Origin of the sequence: Flavobacterium sp. 1355 (assembly GCF_017833415.1) — a bacterium.
Taxonomy (GTDB): Bacteria; Bacteroidota; Bacteroidia; order Flavobacteriales; family Flavobacteriaceae; genus Flavobacterium.
This window is the reverse complement of the sequence record NZ_JAFICC010000003.1, coordinates 366,991-385,088: the sequence shown is the minus strand read 5'-3', so window position 1 is coordinate 385,088 and position 18,098 is coordinate 366,991. Positions and strand designations below refer to the sequence as shown.

Below are 18,098 nucleotides of genomic sequence, written 5' to 3'. Positions count from 1 at the left end.
CTTATAAAAGAAAAACACCTGTAAAAAAAGTTCTTACAGGTGTTTAATTAAATATATTTGTCTAATAATCTGTATCGATTATTTAGGACTAGTCATTAAGAAAATAAAATTTAAGCTTATTGAAACTTAATATCTTAATGGTGAAAATATACAAAAGTTAGAAATTTGATCTTGTAGAAGATTTTCGAATGTGCAATTCCGGTGCGAGAACGACCTTTTTTTCAATTTTGATCGTATCTGTTTTGTCAACCTGTTCCAGAAAAACACGTGCCGACATTTTTCCCATTTCAAGCGGTGACTGATCTACAGATGTGATGGATAATTCCATAAATTTTGTAAAAGGTTCGTTACTAAATCCTGCAACACAAAATTCCTTTGGAATACTGATATTCTTATCTTTTAATTCCTGAATTGCCCCCAAAGCAGCAAAATCACTCGATGAGAAAATTGCATCTGGAGGAGTTTCTAATTGTAACAAACGATTGACCGCTTCTTTTCCTGCTTCAACACTACTTTTAGTACGAATAACATATTCTTCCTTAAACGTCATTCCGCTGTCTAATAAAGCTTGTTTGTAGCCCAAAAATCTATTTTTGAAAACTTCAAGAGACTGATCTCCGGAGAAATGTGCGATACATCGACAGCCTTCATCTATTAAATGTTTTGTTGTGATGTAGCCGCCTTTAAAATCATTAATAGTGACAGAGCTCACCCCGTCAATATGTTTGCTTCTGTCAAAAAATATAAGAGGCACATTTTTTTCTAAAACATAATGAAAAGCACCGGTATTTTCGTTTGTTACATCAGTAACAGACATCAAAATACCGTCAACCTGAGCGTCAATTAGCGTATAAAGGTTTTCGTTTTCACGTTTAGGGTCTTCATGTGTCTGGCAGATAATTACCTGATAGCCATGAGGGTGTAATTCTTCTTCAATACCTCTGATAACCGAAGCAAAAAAATTGCTGTCAATTCTTGGAACAATAACTCCGATATTATTACTGCGACCACTTTTTAATGCCAGGGCAAGTTTATTCTGCTTGTAATTCATTGAAGCCGCCGTTTTGATAACTAGTTCACGGGTGCTCTCTTTTATTTTGGGATTGTTGTTTAACGCTCTTGAAACTGTAGCAGCAGTGATATTCAATTTCTTGGCAATATCATAAATGGTTATTTTTTCGCTCATTCAAAAAGTTTTGAAATTAATTACTGGACAAAAATACATCTTTTTTATATAACTCAAATAAATTGTTATCGATTACCAGAACGCAAATATAAAACGTTTTCAATATTACAATGATAATAATTTATGTGTTTTTTTACATTTAGTGTAAATATAATTCATAATAAAAATTAAATATATAAATTATTTCCAAATAAATTTGGCTCAGTCAAAGTATTTTTTTACTTTCGTGTAATCGATTACATAAAATGTTGCTTTTACTGGGCTAAACTGAAAAAATATTTATAAATGATTACAAATAAGTCTATAGCGTTACAATCATTTTCCATTTTTGGTATTATAGCACTATTGTTTTTGTCTTGTGGAAAGCAAGTTTTCGGTACTTCTGAATCAGATCCATGGAAAAACATGCAATCAATTGTAAAAAACATTCCTCAAACACACTTTTCAGACAAAACATATAACATAAAAGATTTTGGTGCTGTTGCAGATGGCAAAACTTCTAATACACTCGCTTTTGAAAAAGCAATAAAGGAATGTGCTAAAAATGGCGGAGGCAAAGTAGTTGTGCCAAGCGGTAAATATTTAACAGGTCCTATACATTTAGAAAGCAATATTAACTTACACTTAGAAGATCAGGCAGAAATTCTTTTTAGTACAAATTCAAAAGAATATCCATTGGTACATACTTCCTGGGAAGGAACAGAATTAATGAATTATTCTCCTTTAATATATGCAAAAAATAAAACCAATGTTGCTATTACAGGAAAAGGAACCCTGAATGGTCAGGCAGACAGCAGTAATTGGTGGATTTGGTCCGGAGGCAAAAATTATGGATGGAAAAAAGGAATTCCGTCACAAAACGACCCTGAGAACAGACAAGTATTAATTGATATGGCTGAAAAAGGTATTCCTGTTACTGAAAGGGTTTTTGGTGAAGGACGTTACTTACGACCATGTTTTGTTGAATTCTTCGAATGTAATACAGTCTTAATAAAAGATATTAAAATCATTAATGCTCCTTTTTGGATTCTACATCCAATAAAAACAAATAATATGATTATTGACGGAGTAACGGTTAATAGTCATGGGCCTAATAACGATGGTTGTGATCCTGAATATTCTCAGAATATAATTATTAGAAACTGCACTTTTAACACCGGAGACGACTGTATTGCAATTAAATCAGGAAGAGATGCAGACGGAAGAAGAGTAGGCATTCCGAGTAAGAATATTATTGTTCAGAATTGTAAAATGATAGACGGACACGGTGGAGTTGTAATCGGAAGTGAAATATCTGCCGGAGTAAATAATGTATTTGTAGAAAATTGTGTGATGGACAGTCCTAATCTTGATCGTGCCATCCGTATCAAAACCAACTCCAAAAGAGGCGGTATTATTGAAGATGTTTTTGTGAGAAATCTTGAAGTTGGAACCGTAAAAGAATGTGTTTTAAAATTAAACATGTTCTACAATGTTTACGGGTCACAAACAGGCAATTTTATACCAACAATCAGAAATATAAACTTAGAAAATGTAACTGTCAAAAACGGCGGAAAATACAGCGTTTGGGCAGAAGGATATAAGGAATCACCGATAGAAAATATTACACTTAAAAATGTAAAAATTGAAAAGGTAGATTCGCTCTATTTATTAAAAAACGTAAAAAATATAAACTTTATAAATACCTATATCAATGAGAAAAAAGTAGAATCAATTAAAAATTAAAAAAACTTTCAATTAACCAAACCACATTTAAACAAACTATGAACATTAAAAAATTATCAAAGAAAAAAATAAAATACAATCTTGTATTTTTATTTTTCCTTAATTTCCTGTTGAGCAATACCATAAACGCTCAGTCGAGCGTAATAGAAGGAAAAATTACGGATGCTGCGGGATTATCACTTCCGGGTGTAAATATCCAGGAAAAAGGAACAAAAAACGGAACTTCGACAGATTTTGAAGGAAGTTTTAAAATAAATGTCACTAACAATAAGGCTATCCTTGTTATTAGCTATTTGGGTTTTCAGACACAGGAAGTTAGTGTTGCCGGAAAATCTAAAGTAAATGTAAGCTTGTCAGAACAATCCAATACACTAACAGAAGTTGTTGTAGTTGGATATGGAACTGCAAAAAAGACAGATCTTACAGGAGCAATCAACACTTTATCTGCAGCCAAAATCACAGAAAGAAATGTTACCAATCCGATGGAAGCTATTCAGGGAGGAATTGCAGGGGTTCAGGTAACTTCTAATTCCGGTCGTATAGGTGATGGTTTTAACGTTATTATCAGGGGAGCAAACTCTATTAACAAAGATGGTTCTAAGCCGTTGTTTGTTGTAGATGGTGTGCCGACTGATAACATAGACTTTTTGAACCCACAGGATATTGCCAGAATGGATGTGTTGAAAGACGCATCTTCTGCAGCCATCTATGGTTCAAGAGGAGGAAGCGGGGTTATCATTGTTACAACCAAAAGCGGTACTAATGCCAAGTCTGGGATAACGGTAACGTTTGACAGTTCTTATGGAAACAAACAAGCGGTAAGGTTACCAAAATTAATGAGTCCTGAAAAATGGTGGTATTATCATCAGTCAGCATTTTTGGCTACGACAATTTCGGCTTCAAATCCAACATTTAATGATATTAATGAGACTGAATTGGAAACTGCTGTTGGTCAGGCCGGAAGTAATCCTGTTTTGTTTCAGAGAGTAGCTGACAATAAAAGTTACAACTGGCAGGACAATATACTTAAGGGTGGAATGATGCAAAACAATTATTTAAACGTTTCCGGGCGTGCAGATAACGGATTGTCTTATAACATTGGTTTAGGTAAGCAAAAAGAGACCGGAGTAATTGATAATGAAGGTATTGAAAAATATAACTTTAAAGCGGGCCTTAATCATAAAATAAATGATAAAATTTCATTTGGAGTAAATCTTACCATATCTAAAACAGAGGAGCAATTAGGAAGCCCGAATGCGATGCAGGAAGCCTTTAGACAAAATCCATTTACTTCGCCTTGGACAATAGATGCAGATGGAAACGAAATTGTAGGCACTTATGCGCAACAGCCGGGTACTTTGAAATATCCAAACGGAACTTCAGCCATAAACAAAACAGGTTCTTACAATCCGTTTTTAGAAATTGCCAATACAAAAGATGATATCAGCCGATGGACTACTATTGGTAATGTATTTGCAGAATATAAAGTAAATAGCTGGTTATCATTTAAATCTACTTTTTCTGCAGGAAAAATGGATGCAAGAGAAGGAAGAGCCTCTGGTGCTCTAACCGATTTTGGTCTTAAAAACAAAGGTTTACCGTCTGGAGACGTAACAAATGTGCAAAATTTTAATTACACCTGGGACAATCAGTTCAATATCAATTATACATTAAAAGATGCCCACGTATTTAGCTTTTTAGGACTTCAGAGTTTTTATTCAAATACTAATGAAACGTATTTTTCATCATCAAGAGAAAATCCTTTTGAAACAGGTTATTACAATCTGGGTTCAGGAGTACAATCTACATATTCACTGACTCCAACAGGAAACATTGCCTTAATCCCTTCAGGTGTATACACTCCATATTACAAGAATACATTAGAATCATACGCAGCCCGTTTAAATTATGCATACAAAGGACGTTATTTGTTAACTGCTTCTGTAAGATATGATGGATCTTCTGTTTTGGCAGAAGGCAACAAATGGACTGCTTTCCCTTCTGTAGCTTTAGGATGGAACCTGCATGAAGAATCATTTATGAAAGGCCTTTCTTTTGTTTCTAATTTTAAATTAAGAGGAAGTGTTGGTTATACAGGAAATGACAATGTTTCTCCATATTCAAGTTTAAGCCTTTTAAAAGTGCCAACCTATTATGATTTTAATGGTACAGTTGCCAATGGTTTTACAACATCCAGTCTGGGAAATACAGAATTGACATGGGAGAAAACAAGAGAGGTAAACTTAGGTCTTGATTTTGGTTTTGTCAATAACAGAATTTCGGGTAGCGTGGATGTTTATGACAGATTATCTAAAGATTTATTGTTTCAGCAAGCCTTACCATTAGAAATGGGAGTTCCTACCATTACCTCAAATGTAGGTTCGGTAAGTAACAAAGGAATTGAGGTTGCCTTGGTTACCAAAAACATCCAGACTAAAAATGTGACATGGGAAACCAGTTTTACTTTTACTAAAAACGTAAATAAATTAGAATCTATCTATGGTCAGGATAAAGTAGATGACGTGGGTAATAACCTATTTATTGGTGAAAACATACATTCTTACTACAATTTTGTTTTTGATGGCGTATGGCAGCCAGAAGATGCCGCTTTGGCCGCTTCTTATGGACAAAAACCAGGAGAAGCAAGAGTAAAGGATTTAAATAATGACGGAAAAATTGATGCTAATAATGACAGGGCAATTTTAGGAAACTATGATCCTAAATGGTCAGGAAGTTTTTCTACTTCATTAAAAGTAAAACAATTTGACTTATCAATGTCTTTAATCACCAATCAGGGAATGACAGTGTTCAGTAGTTTCCACGATAATTTTGCAGATGTAACAGACAGAGGGCGTCAGAAATTTGATTTAGGAGACTGGTATATTCCTGCAAACGGAGCAGGTATTCCGGCTCAATATTCAAATACAAACCCGTTGCCGCGTGGTGCAGGGGTTTATTATGACACAAATAATGTTGCTTTCTATAAGGATGCCTCATTTGTAAAAGTTCAAAATATAGCTTTAGGCTATAGTCTTAACAATGATTTATTAAATAAATTGAAACTTAAAAGCATGCGTTTTTATGTTAATGTGCTAAATCCGTTTGTGTTTACTGATTATGAAGGGTACGATCCGGAGTGGGCAACTGCTGGTTTGGGAACAAACCGTGTGTCGACAATGACCGTTCAGATGGGAGTAAGTTTAAAATTTTAATTTAAAGAAAATGAAAAAGATAGCAATATTTATAGCAATACTGGCAGGGACAATAAGTTCTTGTTCAGATTTTATTGAAGAAGACAACCGTGCCTTTGGTTCGGCAGAAGAATATTTCCTTACCGGAGCAGGTTTTGAGGCATTAGTAAATACAAATTACGCGTCATTAAAAGACATATATGGAGGAGATCCGTGGTTATTTGAAGCAGGTACAGACATGTATTCTGAAGGTAGAAACCAAGAGCCGGAAGGATTGAGTAAGTACCTTACTTTATCATCTTCTTCTCAGGGAGTCGATCAGTTGTACAGAACATGTTATACTGCGATACAACAAGCCAATAAAGGAATTTATTATTCCGGTATAACCGAGAAAACAAGCACTTTAGATACTCGGGTAGGAGAATTAAAATTTTTAAGAGCAAATGCTTATTTTCTTTTGGTTCAGACTTACGGAGGTGTTCCGATTGTATTAGAAAATTACAATACGGCAGTGACTTCTTTCAGCAGAAATACAGCCGAAGAAGTTTACACACAAATTATAAAAGATCTTAATGAGGCACTTCCGGCGGTTAGTACCGGAGCTTATACAGGAAGAGTTAACAAAAGAGCCGTGCAAAATTTACTGGCAAAAGTATATTTGACAAAAGGGTACGAAACTTTCGGGACTCCGGCAGACTTTACAACCGCTGCTTCATTAGCAGATCAGGTAATCAACGGCCAGGCATTAAATGTAGCTTTTGATAATGTAGTAAAACCAGGAAATGAGATGAATGCAGAAACGATATTTTCGGTTCAGTTTTCAGGCCCTTCTAATGCTGCAGGTACAACCGCTTTGGGAAATTCACAAAACTATTGGTTTGGCCCATATTTAGGACCATCCGCCGCAGGAAACCCTTACCCGAACAGAAGTTATACCTTATGTCCTACCGTGTATGCCTTATCATTATATGAAAAAGGAGACAAACGTTGGGAGGGAACTTTTATGACTGAAATCTATAGTAAATATTATGATTTTTTTACTGTAGCAGACAAAACGGCATTAAAAATCACTCACTTTTATGAGCCAAAATGGTTTACACCAGCTGACAGAATTGCGTGGGAAACCGCTAATGCTTCCAGAAAAGCTACAGGTTTTGTGTATCACGCATGGGGAACTTATTCTTCATCAGCACCATCGGGAGGTGATTATAACCTGATTCCGGTTCGTAAATTTGATGACCCTTCTGCGCCTTACAGCGGTGCAACAAGTGCAAATTACAACACAACTCCAGTAACCCCTGCAACCAACAGAAGCAGTACACGTGATTTTATAATTGCAAGATTAGGAGAAACGTATCTTATTGCTGCCGAAGCTTATTTTAAAGCTGGTGAACCGTCAACAGCATTAGCACGTATTAACGAAGTGAGAAGAAGAGCAGGAGGAGGAGTTGTAGGAGCAATTCCGGTATTGACTACAATTGACATCAATACAATACTTGACGAAAGAGGAAGAGAACTATTAGGTGAATACCACCGTTGGTTCGATCTAAAACGTACAGGAACACTTGTTGAGAGAACCGTTTTATATAATCCTAAAATTACAAATGCAAATGTGTTTAACGGACAAAACGGAAACCTTAAGATTTTGAGACCAATTCCTCAGTCAGCACTGGATTTAAACAGAAATGACGATTTTCCACAAAATCCGGCCTATTAAAAATAATTTTTGTTAGTAATATATTTTTTTAAAATTTATTTGTTTTTGAAGTAGTTAAAAAGGAGTTCGGCTGTTCCGGACTCCTTTCTTAACTAAAAAAGAGAAGATTAAAATGCAGAAAGTACTGTTGATTTTAGCGTTACTATTACAGAGTTTAACTGCTCATAGTCAGATAAAAACAGATACTTCGTATACTATAAAAAGTACTTACAATAAATTAATTAAGAAATATCCTTTCATTACAATTCCTGAAAGAAGAATAAATGCAGACGTTCAGCAGAGATTTGATCTGGTTTACAATACAGATCAGGGAAGAATTTTGTATTTTGATGCATTCATTAATATAAAGAAAAAATCAAATCCGGCAGTCATTATGATTCATGGCGGAGGATGGAGATCAGGAAATAAAAATCAAATGCATCTTATGGCTCAGGAAATAGCGGCAAAAGGCTATTCTTGTTTTGCAGTTGAATACAGATTATCATTAGAAGCAAAATATCCAAAAGGAATTATTGATGTCAAAAATGCTATAAAATTTATAAAAGATAATGCACGAAAATTTAATGTAGATCCAGACAAAATTGCGGTTTTAGGCTGTTCTTCGGGCGGGCAAATGGCAGCTTTGATTGGTACAACAAATAAAAATCCGAACTTTGAAGATGCTTTTTTTAAAAGTAAATCTTCCTCAAAAGTAAATGCGATTATTGATATAGACGGCGTTTTAGCTTTTAGACATCCTGAATCTTCAGAAGGAGAAATGGCATCTTTTTGGCTGGGTGGTTCTTATGATGAAAAACCGGAAAACTGGAAAAATGCTTCGGCTTTAAGCCATACCGATAAAAATACACCGCCAACACTATACATCTGCAGCAGTATTGACAGATTTCATGCAGGAAGAAATGATATGATTGCAATTTTGAATAAAAATAAAATTTACAGCGAAGTCAGAACAATAGAAGACTCGACGCATTCATTCTGGTTTTTTGAACCATGGTTTAGCAAAACGGTGGTTTATACCACACAATTTTTAGACACAATTTTTTAAATAATACATAATACAATGAAAACAAAAATAACCGCAGCAATTCTACTTTTAGCAGGAATAACAACAGTGAATGCTCAGAATTACGATATAAAAAAGAATAAAACCTATGCCGAAATATCTGCAAAAACAGATGGAAAATGGGAAGGCAGAAAATATATTGGCGGTACAGTTTTTAAAAATGTTGACAAATTAAAACTGGCTCCCGAGCATACAGATCATTCATTTGATATACGTTATGAAGGGCCAGGCTGGGAAAACAACAGAATTGGTTATCGTTTGTATCTGGACTGGAGAAATGCCATTGATATTTTTGGGAAGAAAACATCAGAGAACATTTTGCCAAAAGTAGGACAGGATAATTTTGATTCTTACCACGAAATGAGTGATTGGGGCGCAGATATCTTAAAAGCCGGAAAGGGAATAGGAATTGGTTCTATTGACCGCTATTTAAACAATGAAAAATTACACTTTCGTGAAGTAGATTCTACCATTGCAAATGTTTACAATAAAAGCAATGAGTCTATTGTAAAAATTGATTATTACGGATGGAAAACTGCTTCTGATAAAATTAATTTTCAATCAGAATTAACTATAAAACCAGATCAGCTTTATACGCAGCATACTTTCAAAGCTTCACAAGCAATTCAGGGAATTTGTACCGGAATTGTAAAACAAAAAAATACAGAATTGCTTAAAAAAGAAAGCAAAAATAAAAAATGGGCTTATCTCGCAACTTATGGCCAGCAATCGTTAGTGCCGGACAAATTAGGAATGGCTATTTTTTATGAAGTAAAGACCGTAGAAAGCATTGCAGATACAGATCTTGATTATCTGTTAATATTTAAACCAACAACAAAACCGACTTCGTTTTATCTTTTAGGCGCCTGGGAACAAGAGGTAAATGGTATTAAAACGCAGGAAGAATTTGTAAAATACTTAGATCAGCAATTAGAAGTATTAAACAAAAAAGGTAAAATGTAAATTAAGATCTAAAAGAGAAACCGCTTATTTTAATCAATATAACAGTTGCACAAAACCGGGAGGATTCTCAGAAAGATGTTAATTAAAAGAATAGTAGAATTTAAAATATTTTAAAATGAAAAATAGTAGAAACAAGAGCCTGATGTCGGTTTTATTGATTTGCATGATCGCCTTTACCAGTTGTAAAGTAACATCTCAGGAATCGACAACTAAGGATATAGTAATTTCTAAAGATGCAAAATGGTCAGATAAAATGGCATTGACACTGATGAAACGCCATCCTGAAAGTTATATGCTCGATGACTCAAAAAAGCCAAAATGGGATTACGTTCATGCATTGGTATTGCATTCTATTGAAGAACTGTATAAAAAAAATCCGGATCCAAGATATAAAGCTTATGTAAGAAGTTATGTTGATGAATTGGTTCAGGCAGATGGAACTATCAAAACCTACGAATTTGATAAATTCAATATTGATTTGGTTGTACCGGGACGCCTTCTTTTTGACATTTATGAAACATCAAAAGAAGAAAAATATCTCAAAGCATTACAACAAATTCGAAAACAACTGCAGGAACAGCCAAGAACAGCAAGCGGTGGATTTTGGCACAAACAAATCTATCCAAATCAAATGTGGTTAGATGGTTTGTATATGGGAGAACCATTCTATGCACAATACACCGTAACATTTGAAAACGGAAAAAGCCTTGATGATATTGCAAAACAATTTGAGTTGATTCAGCTTCATGCCACAGATCCTAAAACAGGATTATTATACCATGGCTGGGATGAAAGTAAAGAAATGCCGTGGGCCAATAAAGAAACAGGAAACTCGCCAAATTTCTGGTCAAGAGCATTAGGCTGGTATGTAATGGCTTTGGTAGATGTTTTAGATTATTTTCCAAAAGACCATCCAAAACACAAAGAACTGGTTACCTACTTAAACAACGCTTCTGCCGCTTTGGCAAAATATCAGGATAAATCCGGTTTATGGTATCAGGTTACAGACAAAGGCGGGCAAAAAGGAAATTATTTAGAAGCATCCGGATCATCAATGTTTGCTTATGCATTTGCAAAAGGAGCAAACAAAGGATATTTACCGGCAAAATATAAAAAAATGGCCAATAAAGCTTTTGACGGTCTTACTAAAGTTTTAATCAAAAAAGTAGATGAAGATGGCGGAATTACCTTAACAAACTGCTGTCAGGTTGCAGGATTAGGAGGAAATCCATATCGTGATGGTTCTTATGATTATTATGTAAACGAAAGAAAAAAAGACAACGATCCTAAAGCAACCGGACCATTTATTTTGGCAGCGATAGAATTAAACAGATAAATATTTCAATGCCAAACCTAACAGGTTTTAAAAACCTGTTAGGTTTAACTAAGAAAAGAGTAGTACAAAATGAAAAATATAAGAATCGCCATTTTTCTCCTTTCCATTTTCTTTATTCAAAAGAATTTTTCACAAGCATGGACGCCTGATAATGGAGACGGAACATACACCAATCCCATCATTCATGCTGATTATTCAGATCCGGATGCTGTACGTGTTGGAGATGATTTTTATATGACTGCATCTTCTTTTAATTGCATTCCCGGTTTGCCCATTTTGCATTCTAAGGATTTAGTAAACTGGAAAATTTTGGGATATGCACTTGCCAAACAGCCGCCGTTCGAAACCTATAATAAAGTACAACACGGAAACGGAGTCTGGGCACCAAGCATCACTTTTCACAACAACGAATTTTACATTTATTATCCCGATCCCGACTTTGGAATTTATATGATAAAGGCAAAAAAAGCCGAAGGCCCGTGGTCTGAGCCTGTTTTGGTAAAACCAGGTCTAGGACTTATAGATCCAAGCCCTTTGTGGGATGACGATGGAAAAGTGTATCTTGTTCATGCTTTTGCAGGAAGCCGCGCCCAAATAAAAAGTCTGTTGGTTATTTGTACAATGAATACCGAAGGAACAGTTGCAAATAATGATGAAGTAATGATAATTGACGGACATGAAAGCGAAGGAACCATTGAAGGTCCCAAGTTTTATAAACGAAACAATTACTATTATGTTTTTGCACCGGCCGGAGGAGTTCCTACAGGATGGCAAACCGTTTTAAGATCAAAAAATGTCTGGGGACCCTATGAAAAGAAAAAAGTTTTAGAACAAGGATCAACAATTATAAACGGTCCGCATCAGGGAGCCTGGGTTCAGACGCAAACAGGTGAAGATTGGTTTATACATTTTCAGGACAAAGGTGCTTATGGAAGAATTGTTCACCTTCAGCCAATGAAATGGGAAAATGACTGGCCGGTAATGGGACAGGATTTTGATAAAAACAGAATTGGCGAGCCTGTTACAACTTTTAGAAAACCAAATGTCGGAAAAAAATATGCAATAGAAGTTCCGGCAGCATCAGATGAATTTAACGAACCTAAGTTAGGATTACAATGGCAATGGCAGGCAAACTCTCAAATCAATTGGGGATTCCCGACAAGTTCAGGATATTTTAATTTATTTTGTATTAATAGTATAAAAGACAGTAAGAGAATTTTTGAAGCGCCAAATTTGTTACTGCAAAAATTTCCTGCAGAAGAATTTACAGCAACAGCAAAACTCACGTTTAATTCCCGATTAAATGGCGAATCTACAGGGTTTTTAGTAATGGGATTAGATTACAGTTATTTATGCTTTAAGAATGATAACGGCAAGTTATATCTCAATCAAAAAACAGGAACTTTTGGCAAGACAATTTCAGAAACAGAAACAAAACCTGTACTAATAGAAAGTAACACAATATATCTTAGGGTAAAAGTGAAAAAAGGAGGGATCTGCAGTTTTTTTTATAGTCTGGATAATAAAAAATATCAGCCAATTGGAACTGATTTTGTATCAAAAGAAGGAAAATGGATCGGTGCCAAACTAGGCCTTTTTGCATTAAGTGAAAAAATTACAAATGACTCCGGAAATACAGTAGTCGATTGGTTTAGAATAACTAAATAAATTAAAATGATTCAGTTGAAAAAAATCACAGTATTATTTTTATTAATAACTGTTGGAATAAATGCTCAGAGCACCTACAAAAAATGGCCTGATATTATCCGTAAAAACGATGATGCCTGGTTTGCTTCGGCGGAAGCCAAAAAAATAGCAGAAAATGTTTTATTGTACCAAAGAAATATTGGAGGCTGGCCAAAAAATATTCAGATGCAGCAGGAATTAAGTCCACAACAGCAAAAAGATTTAATAGAACTTAAAAAAACTGCTGCAGAGACCACAACAGATAATGGAGCCACTTGCCAGGAGATGCTTTTTATGTCAAAAATGTATGCTCAGGTCAAAGACGAGCGTTATAAAGAATCTTTTTTAAAAGGATTAAATTATTTACTTGAGGCACAATATGACAATGGAGGATGGCCACAATTTTATCCCTTAAAAAAAGGATATTATACCCACATTACGTACAATGACGATTCGATGGTTCATATTCTTAATGTGATGAAAGAAATTAGTGAGCAGAGTGACTTTTACAGCATAAAACCATCAAAGGAAATTATTGAAAAAACTAAAAAATCCTTCGAAAAAGGAATTGACTGTATTATAAAAACACAATACAGACAAAAGGGAGTTTTAACTGCCTGGTGCGCACAACATGATGAAGTAACTTTGGCTCCCGCAAAAGCAAGAGCGTATGAACTTCCTTCGCTAAGCGGAAAAGAATCGGCAAAAATTACATTACTCTTAATGTCTGTCGAAAGACCGTCTCCTGAAATTATTACAGCTGTGCAAAGTGCTAAGGCCTGGTTTGAAAAAACTAAGATTACTAATCTTGAGGAAAAACGCGTAGTAAATGATGCTGGAAAAATTATAGAAAAAAAAATGATCGTAACCCAAAATGCTTCACCAATCTGGGCAAGATTTATGGAACTGGATACTAATGAACCTTTTTTTTGCGACCGTGACGGAATCAAAAAAAAATCATTGGAAGAAATCGGTGCCGAACGTCGTAATGGGTATGCATGGTATACTGATGAACCAAAAGGAGTTTTGAAAAAATATGCCGCATGGGCTGCTAAAAACGGATTGAAAGTTTCTGGGATAGAAACTTCAGCAAAAAAAAAAGATAACTTTTTTACCGTAGCACAGGATGGTTCTGGCGATTTTACAAAAATTCAGGATGCGGTAAATGCGAGCCCGTCTTTTCCGTATGAAAAAGTTACAATTTTTATTAAAAACGGAACTTATACAGAAAAAGTAAGGGTGCCGGAATGGAATACACATTTGGCATTTGTTGGCGAAAGCAAAGAAAAAACCATAATTGCTTTTGATGATAATTTTTCGAAAATAAATCTAGGGCGAAACAGTACTTTTTATACCTATACAGTTTTGGTAGAAGGAGATGATTTTTCGGTATCTAATTTAACAATAAAAAATACTTCGGGCGATAAAGGACAGGCAATAGCTTTATCTATCGTTGCCAATCGAGCGCAGGTTTCAAATTGTATAATTTCCGGAAATCAGGATACCTTATATTTATCCGGAAAAGAAGCCAAACAATATTTTAAAGATTGTTATATCGAAGGAACAACCGATTTTATTTTCGGCAGCGCAACAGCATTATTTGAAAATTGTATTATCCATAGCCTTAAAAACTCTTACATAACTGCCGCTTCAACTCCGGAAGGAACTGCATTTGGTTTTGTTTTTAAAAATTGCAAACTAACAGCAGAAACTTCTGCAACAGCAGTTTATTTAGGAAGACCATGGAGAATTTATGCTAAAACAGTTTTCATAAATTGCGATATGGGAAAACACATAAAACCGGAAGGCTGGGAAAACTGGTCTAAGCCCGAAGCAGAAAAAAATGCTTTTTATGCAGAGTATAATAATAAAGGAGAAGGATTTCAGCCAACAAAAAGAGTTTCATGGTCACACCAGCTTTCAAAAAAAGAAGCAGAAAAATACACCACAGAAAATATTCTTAGGGATTCAATTCAAAATTGGCATTCTAAGTAGTATTATAATTATTTATCAGAATGCAAAAATAGATAAATTTATTTTATTGTATTTGACTTTAATAGATTGCTTTATAAGTTGTTTAATTAAAAAGCAGTGTTAGTTTACCTTTTTAAGTGAAATAATTGCTTAAATGCGCTTAAAATTAGTTTAAGTGATCAATTGGTAAGAAAAATTGAATAAATCAGCTTTGTAATAAAAGAAATTAATTTTATAGTTATGAATTTTAGATATTTTGTTTTTTTATTTGTTTCCTTTATTTCATTTGGTCAGAATTCTGATTTTCCAAAAGCAAAAGCAGATTCAGTTGTCAGCAGAATCCAACTTCCTGTTATTCCTTCCTATCAAATAAATATCAGCAAATTGGGAGCAAAAGGAGACTCTGTATTTAATAACAAATCTGTTTTTGATAAAGCCATGGCGCTCTGTAAAAAAAATAATGGTGGAACAATCATTGTCCCAAAAGGAATTTATAAAGTAAACGGACCAATTCATTTTGTGAGTAATGTTAACCTGAAAATAGAAAAAGGCGCAAAAATAAAATTTAGTGATAATCCAAAAGACTATCTGCCAATGGTTCTCACAAGCTGGGAAGGAACAATGCTTTATAATTACAGTCCTTTAATTTATGCAAATGAATGTTCGAATATTGCCATAACCGGCGAAGGGACAATTGATGGTGAAGGCGGTAAAACATGGAAAAGTTTTAAAGCAAAAGAAAATGAAGGTAAAAACCGCAGCCGCGAAATGAATCATAATAATGTTCCACTGAATGAAAGAAAATTTGGAGAAGGTTATTTTTTGCGTCCGCAGATGATTCAGTTTTTAAACTGTAAAAATATATTAGTAGAAAATATCCGTATAGAAAATTCACCATTCTGGTGTTTACATCTCTTGAAATCACAAAGTATTACAATACGCGGAATAAGTTATAAATCATTAAATTATAATAACGACGGAATTGATCCTGAATATGCAAAAGACGTTTTGATCGAGAATGTAAGTTTTGATAACGGAGATGATAATGTAGCCATAAAAGCCGGAAGAGACCATGAAGGAAGAGCAAATTCGGCAACACCGAGTGAGAATATCGTAATTAGGAATTGTAATTTTAAAGGGCTTCACGGAGTTGTTTTAGGAAGTGAAATGTCCGCCGGAATTCAGAATGTGTATGTCGAAAATTGCAAAACTGTCGGATATTTAAAAAGAGGCATTTACATAAAAACCAATGCAGACCGCGGAGGCTTTATCAAAAACATTTATGTCAATAATATACAATTAGATGAGGTAGAAGACTGTCTGTATATTACAGCAAATTATCACGGAGAAGGCAGTGGTTTTCAATCGGATATATCAAATGTACATTTTTCGAATATCTCATGTAATAAAGCAACAGAATCCGGAATAGTAATTCAGGGATTTCCCGACAAAAAAATTCGGAATATAACTTTAAAGAATATCGAAATAAAATCGGCAAAAAATGCAATATCAAATGAAAATGCCGAAAACGTACTCATGAGTGAAGTTTTTATAGGCAAAAGAGCAACAGTTCCTTCAGCAGCAAAATAGTTTAAGCAATCTAAGGTTCTGATTTCTTAAAACTTAAAAATATACTAATTGGATTTGCTTAAAACACAGTTTAAAGATTCTATTCAACTTTAAATAAAAATCAAAATGAAAAAATATTTGTTGTTACTGTGCCTGATTACCATAAGCTGTTTTGCTCAAAAAACTACAATATATTGTATAGGAGACTCAACAATGGCAAATAAAAAAGACCCTGATACCAATCCTGAACATGGCTGGGCACAGGTTTTGCAGCCTTTTTTTAAAGACAATATTATAATCGAAAATAAAGCTGTAAATGGAAGAAGTACAAAAAGCTTTCTTAATGAAAACCGCTGGGATTCTATCTGTAAAAAACTAAAAAAAGGAGATTATGTCCTGATTCAATTTGGACATAATGACGAAAAAACAGAAGATCCACAAAGATATACAAACCCACATACAAGCTATCGATACAACCTCATACGTTTTGTAAAAGAAACACGTGAGAAAGGAGCATATCCTATATTACTGTCTTCTATTGCAAGAAGAAATTTTAATGAAAAAGGCGTTTTACAGCCTACTCACGGAAATTATCCTCTAGAGACCAGATTAGTTGCACAGGAATATAAAGTACCCTTTATAGATTTGGAGTATCATACAGAATTGTTAGAGCAATCTTATGGACCTGAGAAATCAAAACAGCTTCATTTACATTTTAAAGCAGGTGAAAACCCATATTATAAAGAAGATAAAAATGACGATACACATCTCTCATTAAAAGGCGCTACAGAAATAGCGCAAATTGTAATCAATCAGATTAAACTCTTACAAGACAGATCACTTCATAAACTTCAAAAGGGAGTTAAATAATTTCTTGTTAATAAATTTTTTTAATTAATTGATATTCAGTATATTTGATAGTTGTTTTGTTTTTAATAAACGCTTTTATATATCATTTAGAAATTAAGCTATTTTTTCCCAAATAAGATAGCGGCCTATTTTTTTATTAGCCTTTTCCTTTTATATAATTAATTTTCAGAGAAATTATTGCGTATACAGATTTAATCTGTTCGCTCCGGTTGTCTTTTATTTACTTGCCGTTACTTCTATTCTAATCTCTATTGTGAATCATTATAATTGTAGTTTCAATATAAGCTATTATTGTTCAATTTGTCTTTTTAGATAATCTGATTTATGAACATAGGGTTATATGTTACCCAGATAATTTATAAATAGATTTTTGTAAAAACGAGATCTTTCTAACAGAATCCCTTTCTGTATCGATCTAATCAATTAGTGTTTTACTATCCAAAATAAAGCATTAGATATGAAAACAATTTTACTGTTTTTAATTTTCATGTGTTATATCCGATGCTTTAGCCAACAGGAATCGCAATACACACAGTATATGTACAATACCTTAACAATTAATCCAGGATATACAGGTACCCGGGGTCTTCCTAGTGTATTTGGACTTTACAGAACAAGGTGCGTTTGCGCATAAATGGAGTCAGATCGAAAAAGCGATTTTAACAAAAGACTTTTTCTTTTTATATGTTAAAGATGCTGAGCAACATATTATTTCTATTTCAAATAAACACACTGACGGAAGAAATATGAACAAACTGCTAGCTTTTGTAGAAAGTAATGTAACAGAGATCACAAAAATTTAGGAAACAAAACCTAAT

Annotated in this window: 13 protein-coding genes; 12 read left to right on the top strand and 1 reads right to left on the bottom strand. The window is 34.2% G+C overall.

Translation table 11 applies throughout. From position 1 onward, the window contains the following. Positions 1-157: 157 nt before the first annotated feature. Positions 158-1,186, bottom strand: a complete 1,029-nt coding sequence (locus tag JOD96_RS05720) for a LacI family DNA-binding transcriptional regulator (RefSeq protein ID WP_209563307.1) — start codon at positions 1,184-1,186, stop codon at positions 158-160. Positions 1,187-1,471: 285 nt separating this feature from the next. Between JOD96_RS05720 and JOD96_RS05715 the strand changes: the two genes are divergently transcribed. From JOD96_RS05715 to JOD96_RS05660, 12 genes are all read left to right on the top strand, one after another. After that, positions 1,472-2,911 carry a glycoside hydrolase family 28 protein gene (locus tag JOD96_RS05715; RefSeq protein ID WP_209563306.1) on the top strand — a complete coding sequence of 480 codons (1,440 nt, stop codon included), beginning with the start codon at positions 1,472-1,474 and terminating at the stop codon, positions 2,909-2,911. Between the two features lie 38 nt (positions 2,912-2,949). Then, positions 2,950-6,123, top strand: a complete 3,174-nt coding sequence (locus tag JOD96_RS05710) for a SusC/RagA family TonB-linked outer membrane protein (protein ID WP_209563305.1) — start codon at positions 2,950-2,952, stop codon at positions 6,121-6,123. A gap of 10 nt (positions 6,124-6,133) precedes the next feature. Further along, positions 6,134-7,819: a RagB/SusD family nutrient uptake outer membrane protein gene (locus tag JOD96_RS05705; protein ID WP_209563304.1), complete on the top strand. Its 1,686-nt coding sequence runs from the start codon at positions 6,134-6,136 to the stop codon at positions 7,817-7,819. A 112-nt stretch (positions 7,820-7,931) separates the two neighbouring features. Next, positions 7,932-8,864 carry an alpha/beta hydrolase gene (locus tag JOD96_RS05700; RefSeq protein WP_209563303.1) on the top strand — a complete coding sequence of 311 codons (933 nt, stop codon included), beginning with the start codon at positions 7,932-7,934 and terminating at the stop codon, positions 8,862-8,864. Positions 8,865-8,879: 15 nt separating this feature from the next. Beyond that, positions 8,880-9,845, top strand: a complete 966-nt coding sequence (locus JOD96_RS05695) for a DUF4861 family protein (protein ID WP_209563302.1) — start codon at positions 8,880-8,882, stop codon at positions 9,843-9,845. A gap of 115 nt (positions 9,846-9,960) precedes the next feature. Beyond that, on the top strand, positions 9,961-11,181 hold the full coding sequence (locus JOD96_RS05690) for a glycoside hydrolase family 105 protein (RefSeq protein ID WP_209563301.1): 1,221 nt from the start codon (positions 9,961-9,963) through the stop codon (positions 11,179-11,181). 69 nt (positions 11,182-11,250) lie between these two features. After that, on the top strand, positions 11,251-12,849 hold the full coding sequence (locus JOD96_RS05685; protein ID WP_209563300.1) for a glycoside hydrolase 43 family protein: 1,599 nt from the start codon (positions 11,251-11,253) through the stop codon (positions 12,847-12,849). Between the two features lie 6 nt (positions 12,850-12,855). Next, positions 12,856-14,862, top strand: a complete 2,007-nt coding sequence (gene pelA, locus JOD96_RS05680) for a pectate lyase (RefSeq protein WP_209563299.1) — start codon at positions 12,856-12,858, stop codon at positions 14,860-14,862. A 219-nt stretch (positions 14,863-15,081) separates the two neighbouring features. Next, on the top strand, positions 15,082-16,431 hold the full coding sequence (locus JOD96_RS05675; RefSeq protein ID WP_209563298.1) for a glycoside hydrolase family 28 protein: 1,350 nt from the start codon (positions 15,082-15,084) through the stop codon (positions 16,429-16,431). Positions 16,432-16,536: 105 nt separating this feature from the next. Then, positions 16,537-17,280 (top strand): rhamnogalacturonan acetylesterase, encoded by a 744-nt coding sequence (locus tag JOD96_RS05670; protein WP_209563297.1) that lies wholly within the window; start codon positions 16,537-16,539, stop codon positions 17,278-17,280. 457 nt (positions 17,281-17,737) lie between these two features. After that, the gene (locus JOD96_RS22595; RefSeq protein WP_209563296.1) at positions 17,738-17,914 is read left to right on the top strand and encodes a type IX secretion system membrane protein PorP/SprF; all 177 of its coding nucleotides are present in this window, start codon (positions 17,738-17,740) and stop codon (positions 17,912-17,914) included. Next, a complete protein-coding gene (locus JOD96_RS05660) occupies positions 17,880-18,083 on the top strand; it encodes a YcxB family protein (RefSeq protein ID WP_209563321.1) in 204 nt (67 codons plus the stop codon). The genes JOD96_RS22595 and JOD96_RS05660 overlap by 35 nt, the downstream gene beginning before the upstream one ends. The last annotated feature ends 15 nt before the right edge of the window (positions 18,084-18,098 follow it).

Excerpts from the sequence above, each read along its gene's own strand:
- JOD96_RS05720 (WP_209563307.1), bottom strand. The coding sequence starts at position 1,186 with ATGAGCGAAAAAATAACCATTTATGATATTGCCAAGAAATTGAATATC.
- JOD96_RS05715 (WP_209563306.1), top strand. The coding sequence starts at position 1,472 with ATGATTACAAATAAGTCTATAGCGTTACAATCATTTTCCATTTTTGGT.
- JOD96_RS05710 (WP_209563305.1), top strand. The coding sequence starts at position 2,950 with ATGAACATTAAAAAATTATCAAAGAAAAAAATAAAATACAATCTTGTA.
- JOD96_RS05705 (WP_209563304.1), top strand. The coding sequence starts at position 6,134 with ATGAAAAAGATAGCAATATTTATAGCAATACTGGCAGGGACAATAAGT.
- JOD96_RS05700 (WP_209563303.1), top strand. The coding sequence starts at position 7,932 with ATGCAGAAAGTACTGTTGATTTTAGCGTTACTATTACAGAGTTTAACT.
- JOD96_RS05695 (WP_209563302.1), top strand. The coding sequence starts at position 8,880 with ATGAAAACAAAAATAACCGCAGCAATTCTACTTTTAGCAGGAATAACA.
- JOD96_RS05690 (WP_209563301.1), top strand. The coding sequence starts at position 9,961 with ATGAAAAATAGTAGAAACAAGAGCCTGATGTCGGTTTTATTGATTTGC.
- JOD96_RS05685 (WP_209563300.1), top strand. The coding sequence starts at position 11,251 with ATGAAAAATATAAGAATCGCCATTTTTCTCCTTTCCATTTTCTTTATT.
- pelA (WP_209563299.1), top strand. The coding sequence starts at position 12,856 with ATGATTCAGTTGAAAAAAATCACAGTATTATTTTTATTAATAACTGTT.
- JOD96_RS05675 (WP_209563298.1), top strand. The coding sequence starts at position 15,082 with ATGAATTTTAGATATTTTGTTTTTTTATTTGTTTCCTTTATTTCATTT.
- JOD96_RS05670 (WP_209563297.1), top strand. The coding sequence starts at position 16,537 with ATGAAAAAATATTTGTTGTTACTGTGCCTGATTACCATAAGCTGTTTT.
- JOD96_RS22595 (WP_209563296.1), top strand. The coding sequence starts at position 17,738 with ATGAAAACAATTTTACTGTTTTTAATTTTCATGTGTTATATCCGATGC.